Source organism: Paraburkholderia fungorum, assembly GCF_046027215.1.
Taxonomy (GTDB): domain Bacteria; phylum Pseudomonadota; class Gammaproteobacteria; order Burkholderiales; family Burkholderiaceae; genus Paraburkholderia; species Paraburkholderia fungorum_D.
In genome coordinates, this window is the sequence record NZ_JAQQEN010000001.1 from 1448365 (window position 1) to 1472395 (window position 24031).

Sequence of the window (24031 nt, forward strand, 5' to 3'; positions counted from 1 at the left end):
CGGGAGCGGTCTGCTATTCGACTTCCTTATATCCGATGCCTGATCTTTGATTATCCAGCGAGAGAAAGCCTGCCTACACTGTCTGTAAGTCAAACAGATAGCAGGAGTGCAAGTGAATTCCAAGGCCTACGCGCAGGTTGCTTTACCAACTCGCCTGCGGCACTTTGTTGATGGCGTATTCGTTGATTCGACTGAAACCTTCGCGAACCTGAGCCCGATTGATGGGCGCGAACTTTCGCGTGTCTGCGAGGCAGATGGCGCTGTTGTCGAGAACGCAGTTCGTGCCGCAAAGCAGGCACAAAAGGGACCGTGGGGAAAGCTCAGTGCGCCGCAACGTGCGGACTGGCTGCACAAGATTGCAGATGGCATCGAGGCACGTTTTGACGATTTCGTCGCTGCCGAGGTCGCCGATACTGGACGCCCGATCAATCAGGCGCGCACGCTCGACATCGCGCGCGGCATTGCCAACTTCCGCGCCTTCGCTGACCTGATTCGAACCTCAGGCAGCGAGTTTTTCGAAACGTCGGGTGCTGAGGGCAGCGAGTACATCAACTACGTCACACGCAAACCGCTTGGCGTCGTCGGTATCATTTCGCCGTGGAATCTTCCGCTGCTCCTGTTCACCTGGAAGGTAGCGCCTGCGCTCGCGATGGGTAACTGTGTCGTCGCGAAGCCTTCTGAAGAGACGCCCACCTCCGCGACGTTGCTCGCGGAAGTCATGCGCGACATCGAGTTGCCGGCTGGCGTGTTCAATCTCATTCATGGTCACGGGGCCGATGCAGCCGGCGAGTGGCTAACGCGTAACCCCGACATCGACGCCATAACGTTCACCGGCGAATCGAAGACGGGTAGCGCAATCATGAAGGCGGTTGCGGACGGCGTAAAAAACGTCTCGTTCGAGCTCGGGGGGAAGAACGCGGCGGTGGTTTTTGCGGATGCGGATTTTGACGCTGCGGTGGATGGCGTCATGCGTTCCAGCTTCACTAACGCGGGACAGGTTTGTCTCTGCTCGGAGCGAGTGTATGTTGAGCGGCCGATCTTCGACCGCTTTGTTGCAGCCTTGAAGGAGAAAGCCGAGGCGCTCAAGCTCGGTTCTCCCTACGAGGAAGGAACGACGACCGGTCCACTGATTTCAAAAGGACATCGCGACAAGGTTCTCGGCTATTTCAGGCTTGCTGTCGAAGAGGGCGCGACGGTTGTCACGGGCGGCGGCGTGCCTGCTTTTGGCAACGCCTGCGATGATGGCGCCTTTGTCCAACCGACCATCTGGACTGGGCTCGCAGACACCGCACGCTCCGTTACGGAAGAAATCTTCGGTCCGGTCTGCCACATCGCACCGTTCGATAGTGAAGATGAGGTTGTCGAGAGAGTGAACAACAGCGCATACGGTTTAGCCGCGAGCGTGTGGACTTCACATCTTGCGCGCGGGCATCGCGTTGCACGCCGGATCGAAACCGGCATCGTATGGGTCAATGCATGGTTCGTTCGGGATCTACGCACGCCATTTGGGGGCGCCAAGCTCTCAGGATTCGGCCGTGAAGGCGGGCGTCATTCGATGGACTTCTATTCTGAGTTGACCAATGTTTGCATCAAGGTGATCTGATGACTAACCCGGCCAATGTATTGCAGTCCGTTGCCGACAAGCTCTGGAATGCACAGAGGAGCAACCCTTTTCAACCGGTCGCGCCTATCCGTGGCGTAATCGAGGAACTCGGCGGTGATGTGCTCGAGAACGCTTACCGCGTTCAGCAGATCAACACTCAGCGGCAGGTTCAAGCGGGTTCGCGCATCGTCGGCCGAAAAATCGGCTTGACTTCGAAGGCGGTGCAGGCACAACTCGGCGTCGATCGGCCGGACTTTGGCGCACTGTTCGACAATATGGCGTACGTCGATGGTGAGGAGATCCCGTTCGCGCTCACGCAGCAGCCGAAGGTGGAAGCCGAGATCGCCCTGGTGCTCGAGCATGATCTGCTACAGGAACATCACACTGTTGCGGACGTTCTGCGCGCGACAGCTTATGCACTGCCCGCGATTGAAGTGGTCGGCAGTCGCATCGAGAATTGGCACATTCGTCTTGCCGATACGGTGGCCGACAACGCCTCCAGCGGATTGTTCGTTCTCGGAATTTCTCCGGTGAAGCTGGGCGACTTCGATATTGTGGAATGCGGGATGTTGATGGAGCGCAAGGGCGAACAGGTTAGCGTCGGCGCCGGTGCTGCGTGCCTCGGAAATCCGCTGAACGCGGCAATCTGGCTCGCGGACACAATGGTCCGCTTTGGTGCGCCGCTGCGCGCCGGAGACATTGTTTTGACTGGCGCACTCGGTCCAATGGTCACTGTTCAACCTCGCGACGTGTTCACGGCACACATTGAAGGCCTCGGTGTGGTCCGCGCCATGTTCTCTAATCAGTCAGAGGCTCTTTGATGAAAGACAACGCTCGTATTCCCGTCGCCGTTATCGGTTCGGGGAACATCGGTACCGACCTGATGATCAAGATTCTGCGTCATGCAAAGCATCTCAGGATGTCGGCCATGGTGGGGATCGATCCTGCTTCAGACGGCCTGGCGCGTGCCGCTCGCCTTGAGGTCGCGACGACGGCAGAGGGCATTGACGGCCTCGTTGCCATGCCGCAATTCAGGGGCATCAAGATCGCCTTCGATGCGACTTCCGCAGGCGCGCATCATCGCCATTTTGAAGTGCTCGCGAAGCACGGTGTGACGGTCATCGATCTGACGCCGGCGGCAATCGGTCCTTTCGTCGTACCGGTAGTGAACCTCGACGAACATCTGGATGCACCGAACATCAATATGGTGACGTGTGGCGGACAGGCGACGATCCCGATCGTGAAGGCAGTATCACGCGTCACGTCCGTACCCTACGCAGAAATCGTCGCTTCGATTTCGAGCCGTTCCGCCGGACCCGGGACACGCGCCAACATCGACGAATTCACGGAAACGACGTCCCGCGCAATCGAAACAGTCGGCGGCGCAATGATTGGTAAGGCAATCATTATTCTGAATCCTGCAGAACCCCCGCTCATGATGCGCGACACGGTCTACTGCCTGGTCGACGAGGATGCGAATCGTGAAGAGATTGAGGCATCGGTGCACGCGATGGTCAAGGATGTCGCGGCCTATGTTCCAGGATACCGCCTCAAGCAGACGGTGCAGTTTGACCGCGTGAGGCTGCCCGTTCAATTTGCCGGCGAGCGGCAAGCGCAGGAATTCGGTTTGAAGGTCAGTGTGTTTATCGAAGTTGAAGGCGCTGCGCACTACCTGCCGTCCTATGCCGGAAACCTCGACATCATGACATCAGCCGCAGTGCGTGCTGCGGAACAGATCGCGGCCACTCGGCTTGCCGCGTGATCGGAGAAGAGCATGACGACCAATGATCAGAAAATATACATTTCCGACGTGACCCTTCGTGATGGCATGCATGCTATCCGTCATCAATATTCAATCGCACAGGCAGTTGCGATTGCCGCTGCGCTCGACGATGCGGGTGTCGACAGCATTGAAGTTGCGCACGGTGATGGTTTATCGGGTTCCAGCTTCAATTATGGGTTCGGTGCCCATTCCGATCTGGAGTGGATCGCAGCGGTTGCAGGAGCAGTCAGGCGCGCCAAGGTAGCAACACTCCTCATTCCGGGTATCGGCACGATTCACGATCTGCAGGCTGCATATGATGCCGGTGCGCGCATCGTCCGGATTGCAACCCATTGCACCGAGGCGGATATCTCGAAGCAACATATTGAGTATGCCCGCAAGCTCGGGATGGATACCGTCGGCTTCCTGATGATGTCCCACCGCACCGATCCGGTTTCTCTCGCAAGGCAGGCGAAGCTGATGGAAGGATACGGTGCTCAGTGCGTCTACGTGGTCGATTCCGGCGGCGCTCTGAATATGACCGAAGTGGCCGAGCGTTTCCGCGCTTTCAAGGACACGCTTGATCCAGCGACTCAAACAGGTATTCACGCCCACCACAACCTTTCGCTAGGCGTTGCGAATTCTATCGTTGCGCTCGAAGAGGGCTGCGATCGCGTCGACGCGTCGTTGACGGGCATGGGTGCCGGTGCGGGCAACGCACCGCTCGAGGTGTTCGTCGCTGCGGTGGACCGGATGGGCCTGAACCATGGCTGCGATGTCAAGAAGCTGATCGACGCGGCCGACGATATCGTCCGTCCGCTTCAGGAACGGCCGGTTCGGGTTGACCGCGAAACACTGGCGCTTGGCTACGCCGGCGTGTACTCGAGCTTTCTGCGGCACACCGAAGCGGCTGCGGCGAAATACGGCCTCTCGGCGTTCGACATCATGGTCGAGCTAGGCAAGCGACGCATGGTAGGCGGGCAGGAAGACATGATTGTCGACGTCGCGCTTGATCTTCTTCGACAGGGCGAAGAGGCTACGGAGGTGCAGCAATGAATATTGCATCGGCCGCGGAGCGAGTTGACAGCGCGGCACTGAACGCAATCGCAATCGAGCAGATAAGCGCAAACGAGCCATTCTCCGTGCAGGAGGCCTACGAGATTCAACGTGCGTCGATTGAACGCCGGCGGCAACGTGGTGAACGCACGATTGGTCTGAAGCTGGGCTTCACCAGCAGGGCAAAAATGGTCCAGATGGGCGTCGATAGCCTGATCTGGGGTTGGCTAACGGATTCGATGCTTGAGGAGGATGGGGCGCCGGTCGACCTCGGACGCTTCATTCACCCGCGTGTCGAGCCGGAAGTCTGCTTCCTGACGAGACGCGATATCACCGGTCCACTGACCGCGCTCGAAGCACTGTCCTATCTGGACGCGGTGGCCCCAGCGATGGAGATCATCGATTCCAGATACCGCAACTTCAGGTTCTCACTTGAGGACGTCATCGCCGATAACTGTTCGTCCTCTGGTCTGGTGGTTGGAACATGGTCGACCCGGTTCGACAACCTGCGAAATGCGGGGGTATTGATGCGCTTTGACGGCCGTCAAGTGCAGATTGGCTCGACGGGGGCCATTCTCGGTAATCCGCTTCGCTCGATCGTTCAGGCTTCCCGGCTGGCGGCCGATGCGGAAATCGTGCTGCCAGCGGGAACGCTCGTGATGGCGGGGGCGGCGACGGCGGCCGAGGCGCTCACCAGCGGCTTACATGTTCAGTGCTCGGTTTCCGGGTTGGGGCGCGTAGAGTTCACGACGCGCGGAAATGCGTGACTGGCTTAGCGGAACAGTCGGTTTAGAGGACCCAGACTATGACAAAACGAATTGACATACATTCCCATTTTTTTCCGCTGATTACTCAGGAAGAAGCCGCGAAGCTTGACGCCAACAATGCGCCTTGGCTCGCACCCTCTGCGGACGGTGAGGTCGGCATGATAATGGTGGGCAATCGACCATTCAGGCCTGTAACACGGCCACTGTGGGATCCTGCGCGACGCATCGAAGAGATGGACAAGCTCGAACTGGATATCCAGGTCATGTGCGCGACTCCGGTGATGTTCGCTTATCGGTATCCTGCGAAAGTGGCGCTCGATTGGGTTCGGCGCATGAACGACCGGGCGCTCGAACTCTGCGCGTTTTCGCCGCGTCGACTGAAGACCCTTGCACAGGTGCCTCTGCAGGACGTTGAGCTCGCCTGCGCTGAGGCGTCACGGGCGCGTGCGGCCGGCCACCATGGTGTCCAGATCGGAAATCACGTCGGGCCACGGGACCTCGATGACGAAGATCTCGTTCAGTTCCTTACGCACTGCGCAAATGAAGGAATCCCCGTCCTCGTTCACCCGTGGGACATGATGACTGACGGCCGTATGAAGAAATGGATGCTTCCGTGGCTAGTGGCAATGCCTGCGGAAACGCAACTGAGCATTCTCTCGCTGATCATGTCAGGTGCATTTGAGCGCATTCCGCGCACTTTGAAGCTGTGCTTCGCTCATGGGGGCGGCAGCTTTGCGTTCCTGCTTGGCCGCGTGGACAACGCGTGGCGTGAGCGTGACATCGTTAGAGAAGATTGCCCGAACCTGCCTTCTTCGTACATCGACCGATTCTCGGTCGATAGTGCAGTGTTCGACGAGGGTGCGTTGCGAATGCTTGTCGAAGTCATGGGCACGGAGCGTGTGATGCTGGGCTCTGATTACCCATTCCCGCTTGGCGAACAGCAGATCGGTCGTCTGATCGACAGGCACGCCGGGTTGGGCGAATACGCAAAACACCGGCTTTCGAGTGCAAATGCACGAGATTTCTTTAATCTGGAAGATGAAACCATTGCCGCTGCCTGACTTTGATGGAGGGACAGTGATGTTACCCAAAGGTGAGAACAAGGAAGCGTTTTTGACCATCGTCCATGGGCTCTGCGGCGCCATCCGTGGAATGCCCCTCGACGAAGACCTGGCAACGTATCTGAACAAACACTACGGGGCAGGCACGCAAAACTTCGAGAGATTGTCCAGTCTGATGCAGCTTGGTGTGGAGGAGGGCTGGGTTGCCTACGTGGAGATCGAAGGGCCCGAGTACCGGCGCGGCCGTATTTCAGAACCTGGCTTCGACACCGCAAACATGAGTGTCGAGAGCGGCATGTTGCGCGACGTAAAAGGGCAGTACCACTGTCACACGACAGGAGAGATCGACATGATCATTCCGCTCGATCCTGGCGCGAATTTTTGCGGTGCCAGCGCCGGGTGGGTGGTTTATCCGCCGCTCAGCGAGCACTTCCCTACCGTGCAGGGTAAGGCATTGATGCTGTTCTTCCTACCCGACGGCAAGATTGAATATAAGGCACCCCCTCCATCGTTGCTCAGCCAGTGAACTCAACGGAATACGGAACGAATATCAATGACAATCAAGATCCTTGCCCTCAGCGGAAGCAGCCGCCGAGGTTCTTTCAATCAGAAAGTGCTTGATATTTCTACTCGCGGCGCAATTGAAGCAGGAGCCGACGTCAAGTCAATTCGTCTCGCGGACTTTAAACTTCCGCTTTATGATGCGGACGAAGAGACGGAGCATGGGTCTCCCGATGGTGTACTGGGTTTGCAGGAGTTGGTTGCGGAACATGATGCACTGTTGATTGCGACGCCAGAATACAACGGTGGATACACGGCGCTACTCAAGAATGCGATTGACTGGGTGAGCCGACCCCGTGCGGACGGTTCTCCGGGCACGGCACTGTTTGCCGGAAAGGCTGCCGCACTAGTCTCGGCGTCCCCGGGGCAGCTCGGTGGTGTTAGATCCCAGACGGGCATGCGCACGGTACTCGAGAAACTTGGCGTGCTGGTCATCCCGCAGTCCTTCGCATTAAGCGTGGCTCACGAGGCTTTCACGGAGAATGGCGGGATGAAAGATGCCAACGCTGAAGGACTGCTCCTGGCCGTCGGCAAGGCGCTGGCAGGCACGGCGTCACGCCTGACATAGACACTACGACGTTTGGCGGTTAGTTCGCCACGCCTTTTTTCAAATCTATCGCGCAGACTTCAGGACGGTAAAAAGGCGAGATCCGACAGTGCATGGACATTGTCGTCTGCCTGGCGCGGTTTCGGGTGGAATAGTTAAAGGCAAATAAATTCAGTCCGTCTGCAACCGACAAGCAACCTGGTGTGAGTGTCGGAATTCGACACACGTTTTAGCATTGAGCGCGAGGAGACATCGTGAATTCACATCTTAAGTCGGCCTCGGGTCGTCGTATCAACGCAGAGTCAAATTAACTCCTGATCTTTCAGGCGCGCTGTTTCGAGCTAGCACTTCGGTGGTCTGCAGCGTTCTGCAACGCAAACAAAAATCCGCATATTCTGAAGTTAAGCCATTGGAAAGAGTTCGGTCTGTCGAGTGAGAAAATGTGGGGAAGATATCCGGCGGCGTAGAAAGCAGTGCACCCTGGGCCTTTTTTCTATGTTTGCATCGACCGGATTGCGGATAATGAGTACAGGAAGGCCTCAGCCTGGCGTCGAATCGCCCGCCTGTTCGTTCGGAGCCGTTGGGTTAGCTTGTGTACTACGCAGCGCAGTGGGAGCGGCGCATCCCGCCCATCGTTGCGCCCGATGTCTGCCGTCGCAATAGGGTTTGCTCTCCGAGTGCCCGCATCGGCAGAGACTAAAGATGCCACTGGTCGGGAAGCTGTTGCCGAGCGCGTCGACGATTTCAAACTCACCGACTAGGTGAAGCGGACCGGAGTCCATGATTTGACCTTTTACGATTGACATAATAGTGCAAGGTAAGAATTGATTATTGCGGAGTAGTGGTCGTATTCGAAGTTGGCGCTGCATCGAGTCCAACTTCGCTTTGCGGTGCTCGCGGGGCGCTTGAGAATCCCGCGGCTTCGTGCGATGCATCACAGAACGGTAGCCGCGTTGATAGGCCACATCGGCACAACGTGTAGATCTTGCGAGCGCGCACGATCTGCCCGTTGTCATCGACAAGTTCGAATTCGCCCGTCAGTTGCATTGGACCGTTGTCTACTATCTGAACCCTGTTTGTCATGGAGAATGTTTGCTCTATCGTGGTAAATGACGTCTCTTGACCGTTATCAGGCGGATTTCCCGTCGCCTTGCAGATCGGGATGGACGGTCTCCACCGGCTGACCCAGCGAATAGAAAGTCCCCCGATTGCAGACTAGCGGTCGATCATCTGTGCGGTGAATGTGCTGTGCTTCGCCAACCAGAATCGTGTGGTCGCCGCCTTCGTATGCAGCCCAGCGGCGGCATATAAACCAGCCCATTGTTCCGGTGAGTATGGGTGTGTCCGCGATCCATTCATGCGGGGGATCCCAACGTTCGGGTATTCTGTCGGCGAAGTAATGGCCGTGAAAGCCCTGGTTTTCAGCAAGGATGTTAATTGCATAATAGTTATCGCTTGACAGAAGCGCGTGCGATTTCGCGGTCTTCGCGATGCTGACCGCTACTAGTTGAGGGTCGACTGAAACAGCCGCAAAGGAACTTGCGGTCATCGCGTGCATGCCACCTTGGCCGTCAGGCATAGAAACGACGGTGACACCCGTCGTGAAGGCTCGGAGTCCTTTGCGGAACTCTTCGGGATCGATCTTCAACACTAACCTCGCGGGTTCGGTTTGTGGGGGGGCGCACTGGCATGCGCAGGTTAAGTCCTATCGTTGCACTCGCCAGTCCGGATATCAAGACGAATCCGTGAAACGTCATGTTCCCTGGTGGGAACAACAGGGTGAGTGAACACGAATACGAGCGACGGGGCAGCGCTCCAAAAGAGTGCTGGGGATGCTGGTTTGACAGATTTTATTGTCACCGTTACAAGTCAATATACAAGTAATGAGCTGCGGTTTGCCGACCGAAAGGCATTTTGTTGCAATCGGGAACGACGTCGACTTTAACGGTTGAGCATCCAGAGACATATGATTGAACTCATCGATATTCGCGTATTTTCGAAACTTTCCGAGTTGATGAGCTTTAGTTCGGTAGCCCGCGTGCTGGCGATGCCGAAATCTTCAGTCAGCCGATCTCTGTCGCGGCTTGAGGAGCATTTGGGGGTAGCACTGATTATCCGCTCCAATCGCAAGTTGGCGTTGACGGATACCGGCCTGCTGTTTGCCGAGTCTGCAAAGAAGATACTCAGCGAGGTAGAAGAAGCGGAGGAAAAGGTCGGACAGGTGCGCCTGACCCCACGCGGCCTTCTGCGGGTCAGCTCTCCGGTGACGCCCGGGCAGTTTATGATCGCGCCGCTTGTCCCCGAATATCTCGCTGCCTATCCGGAGGTCCAGGTATCCCTTGAGCTCACCAGCAGCAAGATAGAGCCATTAACGGACGAAATGGACGTTGTCATTCGCACAGGTGCTCTGGAAGACTCCAGACTGGTTGCGAAGAGACTGGGAAGCGCCCGGCTGATGCTGGTTTCAACTCCAGCGTATCTCCGGGAAAGCGGCACACCCAAGTCGCCGGACGACCTCCCGGCCCATTTTCTCCTCGACATTGCCGATGGCCCGGGCGAGTGGCGTTTGTGTCGAGCTGAGGAGTGGTCGACCGTCGGCGTCCATCCGCGCTTCTTTGCCAATGACACGGGTACGCTCCGGACAGTCTTGCTGGCGGGGTCGGGATTGGCGTGGTTGCCTGACTATCTGTGTCGTCAAGAAATAGCCGATGGCAGATTGGTCCGGGTGATGCCAGATTGGGAGAGAGGGGAGCGGGAGATAAACGCCGTCTTTCCGCGGCACCGAACGCTGTCGCCAAAAGTACGGTCCTTCGTCGACTTTCTGGCCGCACATTTGAATAAATAACGCCGGATTTTCTTTGCGCGGTCCCAGTTCCTCGACAGGGCCCGTCCACTTGCCTCCTCACTCCATACCAGAAGACAGACCGACGTCTTGCCGAGGAACGCGCAGGGCGTCGCCGCAATCGGCCTGCGCCATTCCTTCCAGACGTGGTGGCCGCTGCAGACCGAAGACCGCGGGGGCCCGTTCGCAAAGTATTGGCCTGAACTTGCTGCTGCGCGCTAAAGCGAGACCAGCGCTGCCGGTCTCGAGAGACATATGTACATACCCAGCGCAAGCGTGTGACAACCCACTGGTATCGCACGCGTGCACTGACAAGACTCGTACTGATTGTCTCAGGGGGCTTCCACTGCTTTCTGTTTGCGAATGCGTGGCGGATCATAAATGCTGAGCAGCATCAGCCAGCTATCGCCAGCATTCCGGATAGCGTGCACCACGCCACGCGGAATCCGGACGACGGAGCCTGTCTTGACCTGATAACACCTGTCGGCGATGTCAATTTCGCCTTCGCCTTCGAGAATATAGAACGCGTGATTGTCCTGATCAATATGCAGTGGCGAATATCCACCAGGAGCAACCTTCGCAATATCGATGTTGTAGGCGTCGGTGTATTCGGTGCCCAGGATGTTGAAGATGAATTCGTAGCCGCTTGATCCTTCAATCTGATGCGATCTCCACGGAGTATCGAAGGTATGGGTAATGTGGTTCATTTCCGTCCTCTCTTAATGATGGTGGCGTCTTTTTCCTATGTGCGGTGGTTAGACGCCGAACCATAAACGTCGCACCTGAAGGCACTATGCGGGAGCTTCGATGACCTGCCGAAGCGGACTCATTCGGCGACGATTCCCTCTGTACGATGCGGGCCGGCGGGCGATTGTTCGCCGGCGTGCTCTTTCACAAACAACATGCAGATCGCGCCTAGCAGCGGGCCTAGGGCGAGTGTGGCGAAAGCCATCTGGAAAGAGTGGCTAGCCTGAAACACAATACCCACGACAGCCGGCGACAGCGCCGAACCCGACTGCCAAATCGCATTCGCAATGCCGGCGGCCGATCCAGCTCGATTGACGCCACTCTGCTCGGCGACCAGAGTTACCAGCAACGGGCTATAGACGAACGCTCCAATGCCGACAAACGGAGCGGCGAGTCGAAATGCGTCAATGCCTGAAAGCTGTCCAAACGCCAGCAGGGTTACAAAGAAGAGGAGGAACGAGGCGACCGTCAATGCCTTGCGGCGTCCACCCAGTTTGTCGGAGAGCCAGCCGACCGAAGGTTTGCTGACAAGTCCAGCAATCCCTGCGATCGCCACAATGTATCCCGCCTGCACAGGAACGAGATGGTGCCCCTTCACCATGAGCGAAATTGCCCATGACGCAAAGCCGAGCGTGCCCCAGAACCCACCGCAGCCGGCTAGCGAAAGCAAGACGAAGTTGCGGGTGAAGAGGCTTGTCAGCCGCGATCTCTCTGGAGCACGTTTCGGCAGTTGTGCATCTGGAGGCGCGGAATGGTCGCGGACGATCGCAGCAGTGAGGATTGCAAGTATCAGCGCACACATACCCAGTCCTTGATAGGTGTTGCGCCAGCCGAAGTTTGCGACAACGCCAGGCAACACCGCGTTGGTCACGATAACCGCACTGGAAGATGCGCTCATTAGCAGACCGACAGCTCTTCCGCGCTCGCGCCTCGCAAACCACGTCGAAACCAGCTTGACCCCGGCCGCGTAGTCAGCGCCCGCAGTGAGTCCCATGAGGCATTGCAAAATGAGCCCCACCGCTAGCGAGGGGGTGTACCCGAAGCAGAACGTCGCGACTGAGAGGCCGAGGAGGGAGACTGACAGCGTCGTGCGGCCACCGATCCGATCGGTCGTGACACCACCAACGACATTGGAGAGAACGTAGCCCGCATAAAACGCCGTGACAAATACGCCGAGGGCGGCAATGGGAAGTCCCAGTGACTGTCCGGCTGGCAGTGCCAGCGTACCCCAGGCGAGGCGGCAGACTGTGCTAAGCATCAATCCAGCCCACGCGAAAAACAGAATCACCCACCGGAATCTGGCGAGTTCTGCTGCGTCGTTAAAGCCAGTTGGCGTTGGGATGGCCGTTTGCACACCTGTCTCCTTGCTACGATAGTCGGCTCGTTTCAGCGAGCTGGAATAGTGTCTATGATCATGCGAAAAGCTGGAGAACAAAATCCATCTACTGCAACACCATGTTCCCAGCGCGGAACGGTGGCCGGCTACTCTGGCGTCTCGTTACACACATTGAGCCGTGAAAGCACTATCCACGGCAGTTCGACTTGCGCGCCGAAATCGGATAGCGCGCACGCAAGTATCGGCTCAAAATACGCTACCACTCAGCAGTTCATCGGCTGCGGGCCTGAGGTAGTTTGCAGTGGTTCCAGGCACGTGTCCCGAACTCTATCAGGAGATGAAATGGAACGAATCAGCGCGCCGGCCGTGTCTTTGCTTGACCTTTATGAAGGCAGTGAATTTCTCCCGCTTTATTCGACCTCCGTCACCGTATATGGCGGTGACGCATCGCACGCACGTTCGTCCGGACATGCGCATTCCGCAGACGGGGAGCTTGATCTGCAACTTCGCTTGCCGAAAGAACTCGGGGGACGGGGCGGCGGCACAAACCCGGAGCAATTGTTCGCCGCGGGATATGCCGCATGTTTCCATGGTGCTTTGAACCTTGTCGCCATGAAGCGTCGCGTTCGACTGCCTGCCGACCTAAGCATTGTGGCTAACGTTACGTTTGGACGTGATCCCAGGGGTGGGCTCTTTGAGATCGTGTTTGAGCTCCGTGTCACGCTGCCGGGTATTCCGCTGGCGGACGCGAAAGAACTCGTGGCCGACACCGAGGCGATCTGTCCGTATGCAAAGATGGGGCGAACAGGCATTGAACAGCACATTGTTATTGTGCAGGACTGAGGGTGCACAGCTGTCCATTTTGGGCAGTTTGAGCAAAAAAAATTCTGAGCTCGCGTACCGAGGTTGCATATCCATGAGGATGAGCTGATGCGGCTATTCTCGTGCCGGCGGTTTGCCAATGATCGGGCAGTCAGCGGTCTCTAAGTGTCTCCGATGGTGATTCGCCGAACTTGTTCCTGTATTCGATGGCAAAGCGGCCTAAATGCATGAAGCCGCAATCCAGTGCGATATCGGATACGCGTGCATCGAGCGGCGCGTTGCGCAGTGCTTCGCGCGCGCGCTCAAGCCGAACCTGCCGCAGATATTGCATCGGACTTGTACCATGGAATTTCTGAAAGCCGTCTCTAAGCGTGCGCTCCGGCAGACCCACAGCGTTCGCAATGTCAGCGAGCCGAAGCGGTTCGGCGCTACTTTCGTTGATGAACTCCTCTACGCGCTTAATAAAGAAGGGCGACAGGCGCGACCGGCCGACATCCCCTTCCATCTTTGCGTGGCCTGACGCGAGGAGCTCCAGCAGCAAGCACTCCAGTTGTGTCGCGACGCGCGGGTTGTTGCGCGCGGATTCGAGCAGATCGGGCGAGCTGGCCACCAGGTGGAGTTGCTGCAGCCAACTGCGCAACAGCTGACTGTCGATGCGGACATGGGGCGCGAAGACGGATTTCGATGAACCTGTGTACAAACTGAGCGCAGCGGGATCAATGCGCAGGACAAACTGCTCGCAATCCGGTGAAAGTACCGCGTCGAAGGGATGTCCTGGCGCGCAGAGAATCCCGTTGTCCTGATCGACGTGCACGATGTCTCGCTTCACGCGTACCTTGGCATGGCCGGCCACACAAAACATCATCAGGTGATAGCCGTCGACCGCTTCTACGTTGACCCGCATCGCGCTACCAAACGCAATGGTTCCCAGTCCCAGGCCGCCCAGCTTTACGAAGTCCATGTGTGAGCGTCCAACCCGGCTACCTGCCGGCACCAGCAAGTGAGGCTGCATCACACGTGAAATCCGCTCACGGGTTTCGTCAAGATCGTTCGACTCGAATAGCCGATAAGCGCGTAAAGCGTCTGCACGAAATGCAAATGGAGTCATGAATGCATCACTTCAAGGAGAACCAGGGATAACGCGATTGCTGATACGACATCGGAGTTTGCATCAGATCGGCGCCTGCTATCCGTATGAACTGTGGGTCTTGCAAAAAAAGTGCCGAAATTGGATAGCGCTGCTGGTTGCGTGCAGGTATCGGATAGACGCACTATTTTGACGCTCCAAAAATCAGTCTACATCGAAACACCCACCAATGGAGGGACTGCCATGGAACACATTGAAGCGCCACTGCGTCCGATGAATCAGCGGGACGACGACAGGGTCAGTTTTCCGCACGACGACGGCTCGCGCGTGCCGTACAAGGTCTTTAGCTCGAAGGCCGTCTATGAGCGCGAGCAGGCGCGCATCTTTCGCGGTCCTACGTGGAATTTTGTCGCCCTCGAAGCCGAAATACCGAACCCCGGCGATTACAAAAGTACCTTTGTGGGCGACACGCCGGTAGTCGTCACGCGCACCGACAAGGGCGAGCTTGCGGCGTGGGTCAACCGCTGCGCGCATCGCGGCGCTTCTGTGTGTCGCAAGGCGCGCGGCAATGCGAGTTCGCATACCTGCGTGTATCACCAATGGAGTTTCGACACGAACGGCAACTTGCTCGGCGTGCCGTTCCGGCGCGGCCAGAAGCACATGGCTGGTATGCCCGCTGATTTCGATCCTAAGGCGCACAGCCTGAAGCAACTGCGCGTGGAGAGCTACCGCGGCCTGGTGTTTGCCACTTTCAGCGATGCGGTCGTTCCCTTGCCGGAATATCTCGGCAAGGAAATGCGTCCGTGGATCGACCGCATCTTCTATAAGCCGATTGAGTATCTTGGTTGCACCCGGCAGTTCTCGAAATCGAACTGGAAGCTGTATTTCGAGAACGTAAAGGACCCGTATCACGCGAGTATGCTGCATCTTTTCCATACGACGTTCAACATCTTCCGTGTCGGTATGAAAGCGCGCTCGATTCCGGACGCGACTCATGGCCTGCATAGCATCATCACGGTGACAAAGACTGGCGAGGACACCTCCGCTGCGTACAAGCAGCAGAACATCCGATCGTTCGACGAAGGCTTCGCGCTCGAAGACGATTCGATTCTCGCGCTGGTGTCGGAGTTCGAGGAAGACACCACAAACCATATTCAGCCCATATTCCCGCAACTGGTGATCCAGCAGATTCACAACACACTCGTTGCACGGCAGTTGTTGCCTAAAGGGCCGGGCAGTTTCGAGCTCATTTTCCATTTCTTTGGCTATACGGACGACACACCCGAAATGCGCGCGCTGCGAATCAAGCAGGCAAATCTCGTCGGGCCGGCCGGTTATATCTCGATGGAAGATACCGAGGCGACCGAACTGGTGCAGCGCGGGACAGTGCGCGATGCGGACGCGACCTCGGTGATCGAGATGTCGCGTGGGAATCCGGACCAGCAGGACACGGTGATCACCGAAAGCCTGATCCGTAAGTTTTGGGTCGGCTATCAGAAACTGATGGGCTATTAAAGAAGGATGTGTCAGGTAATGGAACAAATGAAACTGTGGTTTGAATTGCACATGCTGCAGAGCCGCTATGTCAACGCCCTCGACAACGACCGGCTTGAAGAGTGGCCGACATTTTTCACCGAGGAGTGCCTGTACGAAATAGTGCCGCGCGAGAATGAAGATGCAGGTCTGCCGGTCGGCATCATCTATTGCAATAACCAGCGGATGCTGCGCGATCGCGTAGTGTCGCTGCGCAACGCGAACATTTTTGAAGAACACAGTTACCGGCACATGACGTCGGGTCTCACGATTGTCGGCGGATCGCCGGACGAGGTCCAGACCGAAAGCAGTTACGTAGTCGTCCAAACCCTCACGAACGGCGAATCGTTCGTGTATCAGGCGGGTCGTTATCTCGACCACGTGGTGCGCACGGACAGCGGCTGGCGCTATGCGGCCAAGCGGGTGATTTACGACACGTCGCGCGTGCAGACCCTGCTCGCGACGCCGATTTAAGGGGAGGCCGCAATGAGCGACATTCGATGGCAGGACGTAGGTACCGAAGAGGATTTTAGCGAAGCCGAACCGGCACAGGTGGTCGTTGATCAACAACCGGTAGCGGTGTTTCGCGTCGACGGTGAGTGGTTTGCACTGCACGATCTGTGCTCGCATGGCCACGCGCGCCTGTCGGAAGGTTTTGTGGAAAACGGGTGTATAGAATGCCCGCTTCACCAGGGCTTGATCGATTTGCGCACCGGCGGGCCCTGTTCGGCACCGATCACCGAACCCGTGCGGACGTATCCGATTCGTGTGACGAACGGACGAGTGGAGATCGGCGCGCGGGGGGATCACTGACTCATGGACAATTTCGTGATTGTCGGCGCAGGGCAAGCGGGGCGCCGTGCCGCGGAGGCGCTGCGTGAACGTGCGCCTGATGCACGCATCAGCATCGTAGGCGAGGAGTCGCATTTACCTTATGACCGGCCGTCGCTATCGAAGGATGCATTGTTCGACGAGCAACATGAGCGGAACGCGTTCGTGCGCGATGCGAATTACTACGACAGCCAGCGAATCGACATGCGGCTTGGTGTATGCGCAATGTCGATTAACCGCCAGGAAAAGACATTGAGGTTGGACGACGGTTCGCAGATCACCTATGACCGTCTGCTGCTCTCGACCGGCTCGCGGGTGCGACGGTTGGAAGGATCCGCGGTGCACTATCTGCGCACGCTCGATGACGCTCGCGCACTGCGCGCACGTCTTGTGCCGGAAGCGGAGGTGGTAATCATCGGTGGAGGATTTATCGGGCTGGAAGTTGCAGCGACGGCAGTCAGTCGCGGATGCCGCGTCACGTTGATGGAGCCGGCTGACCGCCTGCTGAAACGTTCGATGCCGGCGGTCGTCAGTGCATTCATGCGTGTGCTGCATACACACCACGGGCTCGATTTGCGCCTGGGTGCGCAGGTGGAACGCGTGCAGCAACGCAACGATGGGCGTGTGGTTGTGGATACCAGCAGCGGCCCGGTCCTGGCCGATCTGGTTGTGGCGGGGATCGGCGTTGTACCGAATACCGAGCTGGCGGAGTCGGCGGGCCTCGAGGTCGCTGACGGCATCGTCGTGGACGAATATTGCCGCACATCCGATGCCGACATTTTTGCCGCCGGTGAAGTGACACAGCATTTCATCCCTCGTCTCGGTCGACATGTGCGGGTCGAATCGTGGCAGGTCGCGGAGAAGCAACCGGCCATAGCGGCAGCCAACATGCTTGGCGGGTCCGAGCGCTATGGCGAGATCCCGTGGCTCTGGTCCGATCAGTACGACTGCAACGTGCAATCGCTTGGCTTCTTCGAGCCGGCTTACACCATAGTCCACCGCGGCAATATCGCGGCAGGTTCGTTTGCTGTGCTCGGACTCGATCCTCAAGGGCACCTGAAATCCGCCGTCACCGTCAATAGCGGGCGCGACATGGCGGCGTTGAAGCGCCTCGTCGAAGCCGGCTCGCTCGATGTGCAGCAACTGGCGGATCCGTCCGTGTCGTTGCGGTCCCTGATCCCGCGATAGCTCGTAAGCGGTGGTTCTCCCGACAGTGATCCGGCTCTAATCGTCGACTCAAAGTCCACGCTGAAAGCCGGATCAACTTCATTCGGTACTTGAAGCGGTATTCAACGATCATCGAACAGATCACGCCGAGGGATCAACGCCTTGACGCGTGGCGTAGGGAATTCGGAGGGCGAGGGAGCGGGTATTGCAATCGGCCTGACGACACAGCGTTCCGATGCGAGCTGCAGCTAGTTGTGCACTACTGGCAACGCGCAACTACCTGCGATAAGGATGGGCGCCTAAAGGCTACTCCATTCGTTAGCCTCGGCGGTCCTGGTTACTGGAGCGGGCGCCCGTGCGGACCGCTTCTGGACTGGCGTAGTCGTCCCGCTGGCACGTTTTGCAGACACGGCAGACACGGTGTGAGTCTGCTCGACAGGCTCTATTGCACCGACGTCGCGGGACGCGCCCAACGTGAAGATCGAAACGGAAGCTTTCAGCTCGTTCGCCTGCTCATCAATATCATCGACATAGACGGCCGTGCTCAGAATCCAGTCCCACGGCTGATAGCTCACGCTGTACCCGATTTTCGGCGAAGCGTCAGTCGCCCCCGGCCTCGGAAACGCGAATGCTGTAAAGCCCATGCTGTCGCGTTTGATGACAGCGACTATATCCTTGTACAGATGGGTGCCATTCGGATCCTTGACATCAGCGACGGCATTGCCGTTTATCTCCGGATGCGTTGGATGCATCAGGACGGTCGGATCCGAATTGAGGATGACGAAATAGCCATTTTCGCCGTACCTCATGTTGCGGATGTTATCCATTGCGTGCGTTTGGGCCTCCGCTTTCGTAATTGAACCGGAAGCCGCCTGATCACCAAAGGTTTTGACGACACTCAAGGCAATCTCCGACGCGTGTATCAGATCGGCCTTGCGTTCGTCGAGACGCGTTTCTCTGGTCTGGTAAGCGTCCCAGATCTCCCACTCACCACCACGGCGATCCGGCAAAAAGGTCAACTGGGTGACGGTTGGCTGACGATTCTGGTTAGTCCGATTATTGACTGTGTGCAGTGTTTCAAGGGTCTCCCACAAGTGGGCACAATTCTAAGTGCGCGCGGCAGGGGCGCTAAATCAAAAGTTGATGCACGTGTATTCGATTATTGAATACCAAAGGCAGAGATAGACTGCGTATAGCGCCCCGCGAACGGCTCGGGCATCCGGCCATACCCGTCAAGCGATACGAGTCGCCTATGCGTATTCATGCAAATCGAGCAGGCGCTCTATGGGAAATAGTCGTCACGTGATAGCGGCGGCGCTGCGTTGGTGTCTAGCATTAGACCGTTCCCTTCATGCCGCGGTGAGCGACGAGGGTAATTGTTCGCGTCGAAATCGTCGATTGAGGCGAAACGGAATCGGGCTAACGCAGCAACAGAGATTTTGTTGCATTAGCCTTGCGGAGGAAGACAGCTACAGTCCTCTCATCACGCGACGCTACCTCTCATAGGGATTACGTTCTGCGAACGACCGGTCATCGTTACCGAAAGCCGTAAGCGTGTGCCGGCGCCGAAATGCACCATCGGCTCGCCCAGAGCCAGCGGCCTTGATGTCGCCAGAGGGATAGATGTCGGCGATCGACAGTTCGTGACGGTAGTTCGCTTGTAGCGAATCTAAAGTCTATGCAGGATCGTACTTAACTCTTATTATTAGAGCCAAGCAGAGAGAACGACTCATGCGTTTAAAAAGTTTCGAAGGGATGGTATGCCCGATAGCCGGGGCGCTCTCAGTGATCGGTGATCGGTGATCGCTGGGCGCTCCTGATTTTGCGCGACCTTCTCGCTGGTATCTGCCACTACGATGATTTCCGTCGATCCGTTGGCGTGACCAACGCGGCGCTCAGCGACCGGCTGAAGCATCTGGAGGGAGTCGGTCTCCTCGAGCGGCGACTCTATCAGTCAGGCCCGGACCGATACGAATATACGCTGACCGCGAAGGGGCAGGACATGGCTGCCTTGATGCCTGTGCTCGCCGAACTCGGCGATCGATGGGGCGTCTCGGGTGCCTCCAGGCCGCCGCTGTTATTCGTGAACCGCAGCACGGGAGCCACCGTGCGATCGAGCTTTGTCGATCGGGAGACGGGCGAGGCGGTAAGCGGCGCAGACGTGAGGGTGAGGGAGGGGCCCGGCGCAGACGATGTGGTCCGCTGGCGGCTTTCTCATAGACGTGGTCACGATGTCGGGCCAGTCTCTTCGGACTGCGATCCGCCTGTCCGGGGGAGCGGACGACGTTAGGCTGATGATCTCGAGCTCCTTGAGTCTGCTGAGCCGTTCTCTGCTAGAAATGAACGGTCTCAGCAAAGTGACCAAGGCACAATCCAGGCGCCAGGATAGACGGGAGCGGGTCGACTCACTGCCTGAACTACCCGGCAGGCACAGGCGGTCGTGATGCGCCCGTGCTTGCCGGCTTCACGCGGCGCACCGCCTTGCCGCTGCGAGCGTGGGCGAGACGAGCCACTCCGGCGGCTTCGGCGCGGCCGGACGGCAGCCAGTAGAATCTGCCGCCGATTCGTGGCAACGCAACAAAAGCTGCTGATGCAGACACAAACATCGGTTCTGGATGCTGGGACGCCTGACTACACTGTGCTCTCCATCACCAACAATTGACAGGAGTGACTGTGGAACTGACCGACTTCAACACACTGACTTTCGACTGCTACGGCACGCTGATTGACTGGGAAACGGGTATTTTTGAGGGGCTGCGCCCTCTGCTGGATCGCGTGAAGCCGGCGCTGACGCGCGATCAGGTGCTGGAGGCTCACGCCCGTCACGAGTCGTCGCAACAGAAGTACACCCCGGCGAAGCGATATCAGGACTTGCTTCCCATCGTGTACAAACGTCTGGCGGAAGAGTGGGGCGTTTCGTTCACGCACGAAGAGTGCGTGGCGTACGGGCGATCTGTTCGCAACTGGCCTGCGTTCGAGGACACCGTGGGCGCACTGCAATATCTCAAGAAATATTACAAGCTGGTCATCCTGTCGAACATCGACAACGAAAGTTTCACCTACAGCAACGCAAAGCTTCAGGTCGAATTTGATGCGATCATCACGGCGGAAGACGTTGGCTCGTACAAGCCCTCGCCGCGTAACTTCGAGTATATGATCGAGAAGCTTGGCGACCGTGGCATCGGCAAAGACAAGATCCTGCACACGGCGGAAAGCCTCTTTCACGATCACAAGCCTGCCAACGACTTTGGTCTGGCATCGTGCTGGATCTATCGCCGCCACTCGCAGCCAGGTTTTGGCGCTACGATGAACCCGGGCTTGCAGCCGAAGATCGACTTCCGGTTCGACAGCATGGCGGACCTCGCGAAGGCGCATCAGGAGGCGCTGTTGAACAAGTAAAGGGTTGGTTACGCCGCTGGCGTGGTGCACACGAAACCGCCACGTCAGTTGCTTTCTCCGTTGGCGACTTCGGTGGGTTGCAAATCTAAAGGAGGATGCTGTGCAGTTGACCGATTTCAAGGCGCTGACGTTTGATTGTTATGGCACGTTAATTGATTGGGAATCCGGGATAATCTCCGGTCTGTCAAAACTCACGACGCGTCTCGAGCAACCCCTCACGCGCGATCAGATCCTCGAAGCGCACGCCCAGCATGAGTCGTATCAGCAGGTGGTAACGCCGGAACTGCCGTATAACCAGCTCTTGCAGGTGGTCTACAAGAGATTGGCTGAAGAGTGGGGCATCAGATATTCGTGGGACGAGGCCGTTGCCTACGGACATTCAATACGCGACTGGCCGGCGTTCCCGGATTCGGCGAGTACGCTTCAGTACCTGAAGAAATACTTTAAGCTTGTCATCCTCTCCAACGTCGATAACGAGAGTTTCAAAGCCAGCAACGCCAGGCTCGCGGTGGAATTCGATGCCATCGTAACCGCGGAGGACGTCGGCGCATACAAGCCATCGCACAGAAGTTTCGAGTATCTGTTTGATGTGCTGTCTTCAATTGGCGTAAAGAGTGACGAGACCCTGCACATCGCAGATAGCATCTATCATGATCATCAGCCTGCTCAGCAGCTCGGGCTTCGGTCCTGCTGGATTCATCGACGGTTCGAGCAGCGCGGGTTTGGCGCGACATTAAGGACGCTTGTCGAACCGTCCGTAGAGTTTAAGTTCACGAGTATGGCCCAGCTGGTCAAAGCGCACCATGAGCAGCTGTCAAATGGATAGCACGATGGTCTTCGATTGACATCGCAGCCGACACCGACGAAGCACGATATGAGCAATCGACAGAAACTCGACCGGATCGATGTCAAGATCCTTGCCGAATTGCAAAAGAACGGCAACATGACGAATGCGAACCTTGCCATTTCAGTCGGGCTTTCAGCCAGCCCCTGTTTGCAGCGTGTGAAGCGTCTTGAGGCAGCGGGTGTCATTTCGGGCTATGGTGCCTATGTCAATCTAGCCAAACTGACCGCCACGGTCACGGTTTTCACGGAGATCATGCTCCGTGACCACCGCCGCGAAGACTTCGTGCGTTTCGAGGCAAACCTTCGTGACTTCGACGAGATAACCGAGTGTCATCTGGTGAGCGGCGGCTACGATTATTTGCTCAAATTCCTTGTTAAGGACATCGGGCACTATCAGGAGGTCGTTGAAAAGCTCCTCGACCGCAACATTGGGATCGAGAAGTACTTTAGCTACATCGTTATCCGCACGCCCTTCGTCAAACATGCTGTGCCGCTCGACAAACTGCTTTCGGATGATGATTAGATCATGGCCACACAAATGAAGTCGATTCGATATGTGTGCACCTCATGGCTCTCTGGTTAATCCAACCCGCCCTTTCTCTGCGCTGCGCAGAGCCGCGCGCACGTCGTCCTGCGCCAGGATGTCGTCAAGCGTCTTGCGCACCCGGTCGGTCATGAGGTCGACCTCGTCCCGGGAATAGCAAAGTGCAGGGGCAAATCCCAGAATGTTGTCGCCGAAGGCCCGGAAGATGATCTTGTTCTGGTAGGCTGCCTCGAAAATCCGGTTCGCAAGATTCAGTGAGGGATTGAATGGCGTGCGGTGCTCCTTGTTGGAAACGAGTTCCAACGCGCCGAGCAGACCGCGATGACGTGAGTCGCCGACAAGAGGGTGATCGAGTAGGCCGTCGAGGCCGGCCGCGAAGTGCTCCGCCTGAGCGACACCGTTCGCAAGCAACCCCCCTTCTTGATAAAGGCGCAGAACTTCGAGGCCGATCGCCGCGCTCACCGGATGCGCCGAGTACGTTTGACCATGTCCGACCGCATCAGCGCGCGATCCACCATCGGCAATACCCTGATACACCTCGTCGGACATCAGAACCGCACCCATTGGCGCATAGCCTGCTGTGAGTCCCTTCGCGACCGTCATCAAATCGGGTTCAACACCTTCCGATTCGCAGGCGAACATCGGTCCAGTACGACCGAAGGCGGTAATTACCTCGTCAGCGACAAACAGGATGTCGAGCTTGCGGCATGCTTCGCGCATGGCCTTTAGCCAGCCCTTGGGCGGGACAATGACGCCGCCTGAACCTTGGACAGGTTCGCAGAAAAATGCGGCGACGTTTTCTGCGCCTAGTTCGCTTACCTTTGCTTCGAGCGCTGCTACCGATGCCGCGATAATCGCCAGGGGATCATTCGGCGTTGCACTTCGATAAGGGTAGGGCGAGGAGATGTGATGTTGCATGCGCAACGGGACATCAAAGTTGCGATGGAAGCTGGAGATGGCCGTCAGACCAGCCCCGGTCGAGGAGGAACCGTGATACCCGCGCTCCAATGCGATGATGTGTTTTTTCGACGGTCGGCCGGTGGCGTTGAAATAGTGGGTTATGAATCGGATCGCCGAATCGACTGCGTCCGAACCTCCCAGGGAGAAGTAAACGTGCTGCAGCGATGCGGGAGCAAGTTCCACGAGTTGTTCCGCCAGCTGGATAGCGGGCGCCGAACCGAAGTGAAAATATCCGGTGGCATACGGAAGTCGGCTCATCTGTTCCGCCGCAGCCTTGACAATACTTTCCTGCCCGTAACCGGTATTGACACACCACAATCCGGCGAACACGTCGAGCAGTTCGTTACCGTTCGCGTCGCGAAGCCATGCGCCGCGACCGGACTCGAGAATGGTGACCCCACGCTCTTCATGAGCGCGATAATTGACTACCGGATGAATCAAATGCTTGCGGTCTGCCTCGATAAGTGACGCAATCGACATGATGTACCTCCCTGGAAAATGGAACCGTTATGCACGTCATGCTACGCAATGAACGCAGTAGAATCACGGCCGAATCTGGA

The 24031-nt window shown here is 57.4% G+C and carries 26 protein-coding genes; 18 read left to right on the top strand and 8 right to left on the bottom strand.

Going from position 1 to position 24031, the window contains the following annotated elements:
- The first annotated feature begins 112 nt into the window (after nucleotides 1-112).
- The 8 genes from PQR27_RS06420 to PQR27_RS06455 are packed head-to-tail and all read left to right on the top strand — an operon-like array spanning nucleotide 113 to nucleotide 7378.
- Nucleotides 113-1603 carry a 2-hydroxymuconic semialdehyde dehydrogenase gene (locus tag PQR27_RS06420; protein WP_408522872.1) on the top strand — a complete coding sequence of 497 codons (1491 nt, stop codon included), beginning with the start codon at nucleotides 113-115 and terminating at the stop codon, nucleotides 1601-1603.
- Nucleotides 1603-2424, top strand: a complete 822-nt coding sequence (locus PQR27_RS06425) for a 2-keto-4-pentenoate hydratase (RefSeq protein WP_408522873.1) — start codon at nucleotides 1603-1605, stop codon at nucleotides 2422-2424. The genes PQR27_RS06420 and PQR27_RS06425 overlap by 1 nt, the downstream gene beginning before the upstream one ends.
- Nucleotides 2424-3365: an acetaldehyde dehydrogenase (acetylating) gene (locus tag PQR27_RS06430; protein WP_408522875.1), complete on the top strand. Its 942-nt coding sequence runs from the start codon at nucleotides 2424-2426 to the stop codon at nucleotides 3363-3365. The genes PQR27_RS06425 and PQR27_RS06430 overlap by 1 nt, the downstream gene beginning before the upstream one ends.
- A 12-nt stretch (nucleotides 3366-3377) precedes the next feature.
- On the top strand, nucleotides 3378-4421 hold the full coding sequence (gene dmpG, locus PQR27_RS06435) for a 4-hydroxy-2-oxovalerate aldolase (RefSeq protein WP_408522876.1): 1044 nt from the start codon (nucleotides 3378-3380) through the stop codon (nucleotides 4419-4421).
- Nucleotides 4418-5188 carry a 2-keto-4-pentenoate hydratase gene (locus PQR27_RS06440; protein ID WP_408522877.1) on the top strand — a complete coding sequence of 257 codons (771 nt, stop codon included), beginning with the start codon at nucleotides 4418-4420 and terminating at the stop codon, nucleotides 5186-5188. The genes dmpG and PQR27_RS06440 overlap by 4 nt, the downstream gene beginning before the upstream one ends.
- A 38-nt stretch (nucleotides 5189-5226) precedes the next feature.
- Nucleotides 5227-6249: an amidohydrolase family protein gene (locus PQR27_RS06445; protein WP_408522879.1), complete on the top strand. Its 1023-nt coding sequence runs from the start codon at nucleotides 5227-5229 to the stop codon at nucleotides 6247-6249.
- A complete protein-coding gene (locus tag PQR27_RS06450; RefSeq protein WP_408522880.1) occupies nucleotides 6200-6775 on the top strand; it encodes a 4-hydroxylaminobenzoate lyase in 576 nt (191 codons plus the stop codon). Before PQR27_RS06445 ends, PQR27_RS06450 begins: the two co-directional genes overlap by 50 nt.
- 27 nt (nucleotides 6776-6802) lie before the next feature.
- Nucleotides 6803-7378 carry an NADPH-dependent FMN reductase gene (locus PQR27_RS06455; RefSeq protein ID WP_408522881.1) on the top strand — a complete coding sequence of 192 codons (576 nt, stop codon included), beginning with the start codon at nucleotides 6803-6805 and terminating at the stop codon, nucleotides 7376-7378.
- Between the two features lie 518 nt (nucleotides 7379-7896).
- On the opposite strand, the gene PQR27_RS06460 is transcribed toward PQR27_RS06455, so the two are convergent.
- From PQR27_RS06460 to PQR27_RS06470, 3 genes are read right to left on the bottom strand one after another with little or no spacing between them, the layout of a single operon-like run.
- Entirely contained in the window at nucleotides 7897-8292 is a 396-nt protein-coding gene (locus PQR27_RS06460; RefSeq protein WP_408522882.1) for a CDGSH iron-sulfur domain-containing protein, read from the bottom strand.
- Nucleotides 8186-8440 carry a CDGSH iron-sulfur domain-containing protein gene (locus PQR27_RS06465; protein ID WP_408522883.1) on the bottom strand — a complete coding sequence of 85 codons (255 nt, stop codon included), beginning with the start codon at nucleotides 8438-8440 and terminating at the stop codon, nucleotides 8186-8188. The genes PQR27_RS06460 and PQR27_RS06465 overlap by 107 nt, the downstream gene beginning before the upstream one ends.
- A gap of 46 nt (nucleotides 8441-8486) precedes the next feature.
- Nucleotides 8487-9005, bottom strand: coding sequence for a flavin reductase family protein (locus tag PQR27_RS06470; RefSeq protein ID WP_408522884.1), 519 nt, complete (start codon nucleotides 9003-9005; stop codon nucleotides 8487-8489).
- 318 nt (nucleotides 9006-9323) lie between these two features.
- On the opposite strand from PQR27_RS06470, the gene PQR27_RS06475 reads away from it, so the two are divergent.
- Nucleotides 9324-10202 (top strand): LysR family transcriptional regulator, encoded by an 879-nt coding sequence (locus tag PQR27_RS06475; RefSeq protein ID WP_408522885.1) that lies wholly within the window; start codon nucleotides 9324-9326, stop codon nucleotides 10200-10202.
- 329 nt (nucleotides 10203-10531) lie between these two features.
- Here PQR27_RS06475 and PQR27_RS06480 read toward each other — a convergent pair whose 3' ends face one another.
- Complete coding sequence (locus tag PQR27_RS06480; protein ID WP_408522887.1) at nucleotides 10532-10906, bottom strand: cupin domain-containing protein; 375 nt, start codon at nucleotides 10904-10906, stop codon at nucleotides 10532-10534.
- Between the two features lie 119 nt (nucleotides 10907-11025).
- Nucleotides 11026-12300: an MFS transporter gene (locus PQR27_RS06485; protein WP_408522888.1), complete on the bottom strand. Its 1275-nt coding sequence runs from the start codon at nucleotides 12298-12300 to the stop codon at nucleotides 11026-11028.
- Nucleotides 12301-12624: 324 nt separating this feature from the next.
- Between PQR27_RS06485 and PQR27_RS06490 the strand changes: the two genes are divergently transcribed.
- Entirely contained in the window at nucleotides 12625-13125 is a 501-nt protein-coding gene (locus tag PQR27_RS06490; RefSeq protein ID WP_408522889.1) for an Ohr family peroxiredoxin, read from the top strand.
- Between the two features lie 130 nt (nucleotides 13126-13255).
- Here the strand turns inward: PQR27_RS06490 and andR are convergent, their stop codons facing one another.
- Entirely contained in the window at nucleotides 13256-14212 is a 957-nt protein-coding gene (gene andR / locus PQR27_RS06495; RefSeq protein WP_408522890.1) for an anthranilate 1,2-dioxygenase regulatory protein AndR, read from the bottom strand.
- A 222-nt stretch (nucleotides 14213-14434) separates the two neighbouring features.
- Between andR and andAc the strand changes: the two genes are divergently transcribed.
- The 4 genes from andAc to PQR27_RS06515 are packed head-to-tail and all read left to right on the top strand — an operon-like array spanning nucleotide 14435 to nucleotide 17743.
- Nucleotides 14435-15706 carry an anthranilate 1,2-dioxygenase large subunit AndAc gene (gene andAc / locus PQR27_RS06500; RefSeq protein ID WP_408522892.1) on the top strand — a complete coding sequence of 424 codons (1272 nt, stop codon included), beginning with the start codon at nucleotides 14435-14437 and terminating at the stop codon, nucleotides 15704-15706.
- Between the two features lie 18 nt (nucleotides 15707-15724).
- Nucleotides 15725-16198, top strand: a complete 474-nt coding sequence (gene andAd / locus PQR27_RS06505) for an anthranilate 1,2-dioxygenase small subunit AndAd (protein ID WP_408522894.1) — start codon at nucleotides 15725-15727, stop codon at nucleotides 16196-16198.
- 12 nt (nucleotides 16199-16210) lie between these two features.
- Nucleotides 16211-16537 (top strand): anthranilate 1,2-dioxygenase ferredoxin subunit AndAb, encoded by a 327-nt coding sequence (andAb, locus tag PQR27_RS06510; RefSeq protein ID WP_408522895.1) that lies wholly within the window; start codon nucleotides 16211-16213, stop codon nucleotides 16535-16537.
- Nucleotides 16538-16540: 3 nt separating this feature from the next.
- The gene (locus PQR27_RS06515; protein ID WP_408522896.1) at nucleotides 16541-17743 is read left to right on the top strand and encodes an NAD(P)/FAD-dependent oxidoreductase; all 1203 of its coding nucleotides are present in this window, start codon (nucleotides 16541-16543) and stop codon (nucleotides 17741-17743) included.
- A gap of 278 nt (nucleotides 17744-18021) precedes the next feature.
- Here PQR27_RS06515 and PQR27_RS06520 read toward each other — a convergent pair whose 3' ends face one another.
- Complete coding sequence (locus PQR27_RS06520; protein WP_408522897.1) at nucleotides 18022-18816, bottom strand: cache domain-containing protein; 795 nt, start codon at nucleotides 18814-18816, stop codon at nucleotides 18022-18024.
- A 698-nt stretch (nucleotides 18817-19514) separates the two neighbouring features.
- On the opposite strand from PQR27_RS06520, the gene PQR27_RS06525 reads away from it, so the two are divergent.
- The 4 genes from PQR27_RS06525 to PQR27_RS06540 all read left to right on the top strand — a co-directional run bounded on the left by PQR27_RS06525 (nucleotide 19515) and on the right by PQR27_RS06540 (nucleotide 22490).
- Complete coding sequence (locus PQR27_RS06525) at nucleotides 19515-20012, top strand: winged helix-turn-helix transcriptional regulator (protein WP_408522898.1); 498 nt, start codon at nucleotides 19515-19517, stop codon at nucleotides 20010-20012.
- A 383-nt stretch (nucleotides 20013-20395) separates the two neighbouring features.
- Nucleotides 20396-21121 (top strand): haloacid dehalogenase type II, encoded by a 726-nt coding sequence (locus PQR27_RS06530; RefSeq protein ID WP_408522899.1) that lies wholly within the window; start codon nucleotides 20396-20398, stop codon nucleotides 21119-21121.
- Nucleotides 21122-21221: 100 nt separating this feature from the next.
- Nucleotides 21222-21947, top strand: coding sequence for a haloacid dehalogenase type II (locus tag PQR27_RS06535; protein ID WP_408522900.1), 726 nt, complete (start codon nucleotides 21222-21224; stop codon nucleotides 21945-21947).
- Nucleotides 21948-21995: 48 nt separating this feature from the next.
- Entirely contained in the window at nucleotides 21996-22490 is a 495-nt protein-coding gene (locus PQR27_RS06540) for an Lrp/AsnC family transcriptional regulator (RefSeq protein WP_408522901.1), read from the top strand.
- 42 nt (nucleotides 22491-22532) lie between these two features.
- Here PQR27_RS06540 and PQR27_RS06545 read toward each other — a convergent pair whose 3' ends face one another.
- On the bottom strand, nucleotides 22533-23951 hold the full coding sequence (locus PQR27_RS06545; protein ID WP_408522902.1) for an aspartate aminotransferase family protein: 1419 nt from the start codon (nucleotides 23949-23951) through the stop codon (nucleotides 22533-22535).
- Between the last annotated feature and the right edge of the window lie 80 nt (nucleotides 23952-24031).

Bases quoted from the DNA above. Each gene is read 5' to 3' on its own strand.
- PQR27_RS06425 (WP_408522873.1), top strand. From the start codon at position 1,603: ATGACTAACCCGGCCAATGTATTGCAGTCCGTTGCCGACAAGCTCTGG.
- PQR27_RS06430 (WP_408522875.1), top strand. From the start codon at position 2,424: ATGAAAGACAACGCTCGTATTCCCGTCGCCGTTATCGGTTCGGGGAAC.
- dmpG (WP_408522876.1), top strand. From the start codon at position 3,378: ATGACGACCAATGATCAGAAAATATACATTTCCGACGTGACCCTTCGT.
- PQR27_RS06440 (WP_408522877.1), top strand. From the start codon at position 4,418: ATGAATATTGCATCGGCCGCGGAGCGAGTTGACAGCGCGGCACTGAAC.
- PQR27_RS06445 (WP_408522879.1), top strand. From the start codon at position 5,227: ATGACAAAACGAATTGACATACATTCCCATTTTTTTCCGCTGATTACT.
- PQR27_RS06450 (WP_408522880.1), top strand. From the start codon at position 6,200: ATGCACGAGATTTCTTTAATCTGGAAGATGAAACCATTGCCGCTGCCT.
- PQR27_RS06455 (WP_408522881.1), top strand. From the start codon at position 6,803: ATGACAATCAAGATCCTTGCCCTCAGCGGAAGCAGCCGCCGAGGTTCT.
- PQR27_RS06460 (WP_408522882.1), bottom strand. From the start codon at position 8,292: ATGCATCGCACGAAGCCGCGGGATTCTCAAGCGCCCCGCGAGCACCGC.
- PQR27_RS06465 (WP_408522883.1), bottom strand. From the start codon at position 8,440: ATGACAAACAGGGTTCAGATAGTAGACAACGGTCCAATGCAACTGACG.
- PQR27_RS06475 (WP_408522885.1), top strand. From the start codon at position 9,324: ATGATTGAACTCATCGATATTCGCGTATTTTCGAAACTTTCCGAGTTG.
- PQR27_RS06480 (WP_408522887.1), bottom strand. From the start codon at position 10,906: ATGAACCACATTACCCATACCTTCGATACTCCGTGGAGATCGCATCAG.
- PQR27_RS06490 (WP_408522889.1), top strand. From the start codon at position 12,625: ATGGAACGAATCAGCGCGCCGGCCGTGTCTTTGCTTGACCTTTATGAA.
- andR (WP_408522890.1), bottom strand. From the start codon at position 14,212: ATGACTCCATTTGCATTTCGTGCAGACGCTTTACGCGCTTATCGGCTA.
- andAc (WP_408522892.1), top strand. From the start codon at position 14,435: ATGGAACACATTGAAGCGCCACTGCGTCCGATGAATCAGCGGGACGAC.
- andAd (WP_408522894.1), top strand. From the start codon at position 15,725: ATGGAACAAATGAAACTGTGGTTTGAATTGCACATGCTGCAGAGCCGC.
- andAb (WP_408522895.1), top strand. From the start codon at position 16,211: ATGAGCGACATTCGATGGCAGGACGTAGGTACCGAAGAGGATTTTAGC.
- PQR27_RS06515 (WP_408522896.1), top strand. From the start codon at position 16,541: ATGGACAATTTCGTGATTGTCGGCGCAGGGCAAGCGGGGCGCCGTGCC.
- PQR27_RS06540 (WP_408522901.1), top strand. From the start codon at position 21,996: ATGAGCAATCGACAGAAACTCGACCGGATCGATGTCAAGATCCTTGCC.
- PQR27_RS06545 (WP_408522902.1), bottom strand. From the start codon at position 23,951: ATGTCGATTGCGTCACTTATCGAGGCAGACCGCAAGCATTTGATTCAT.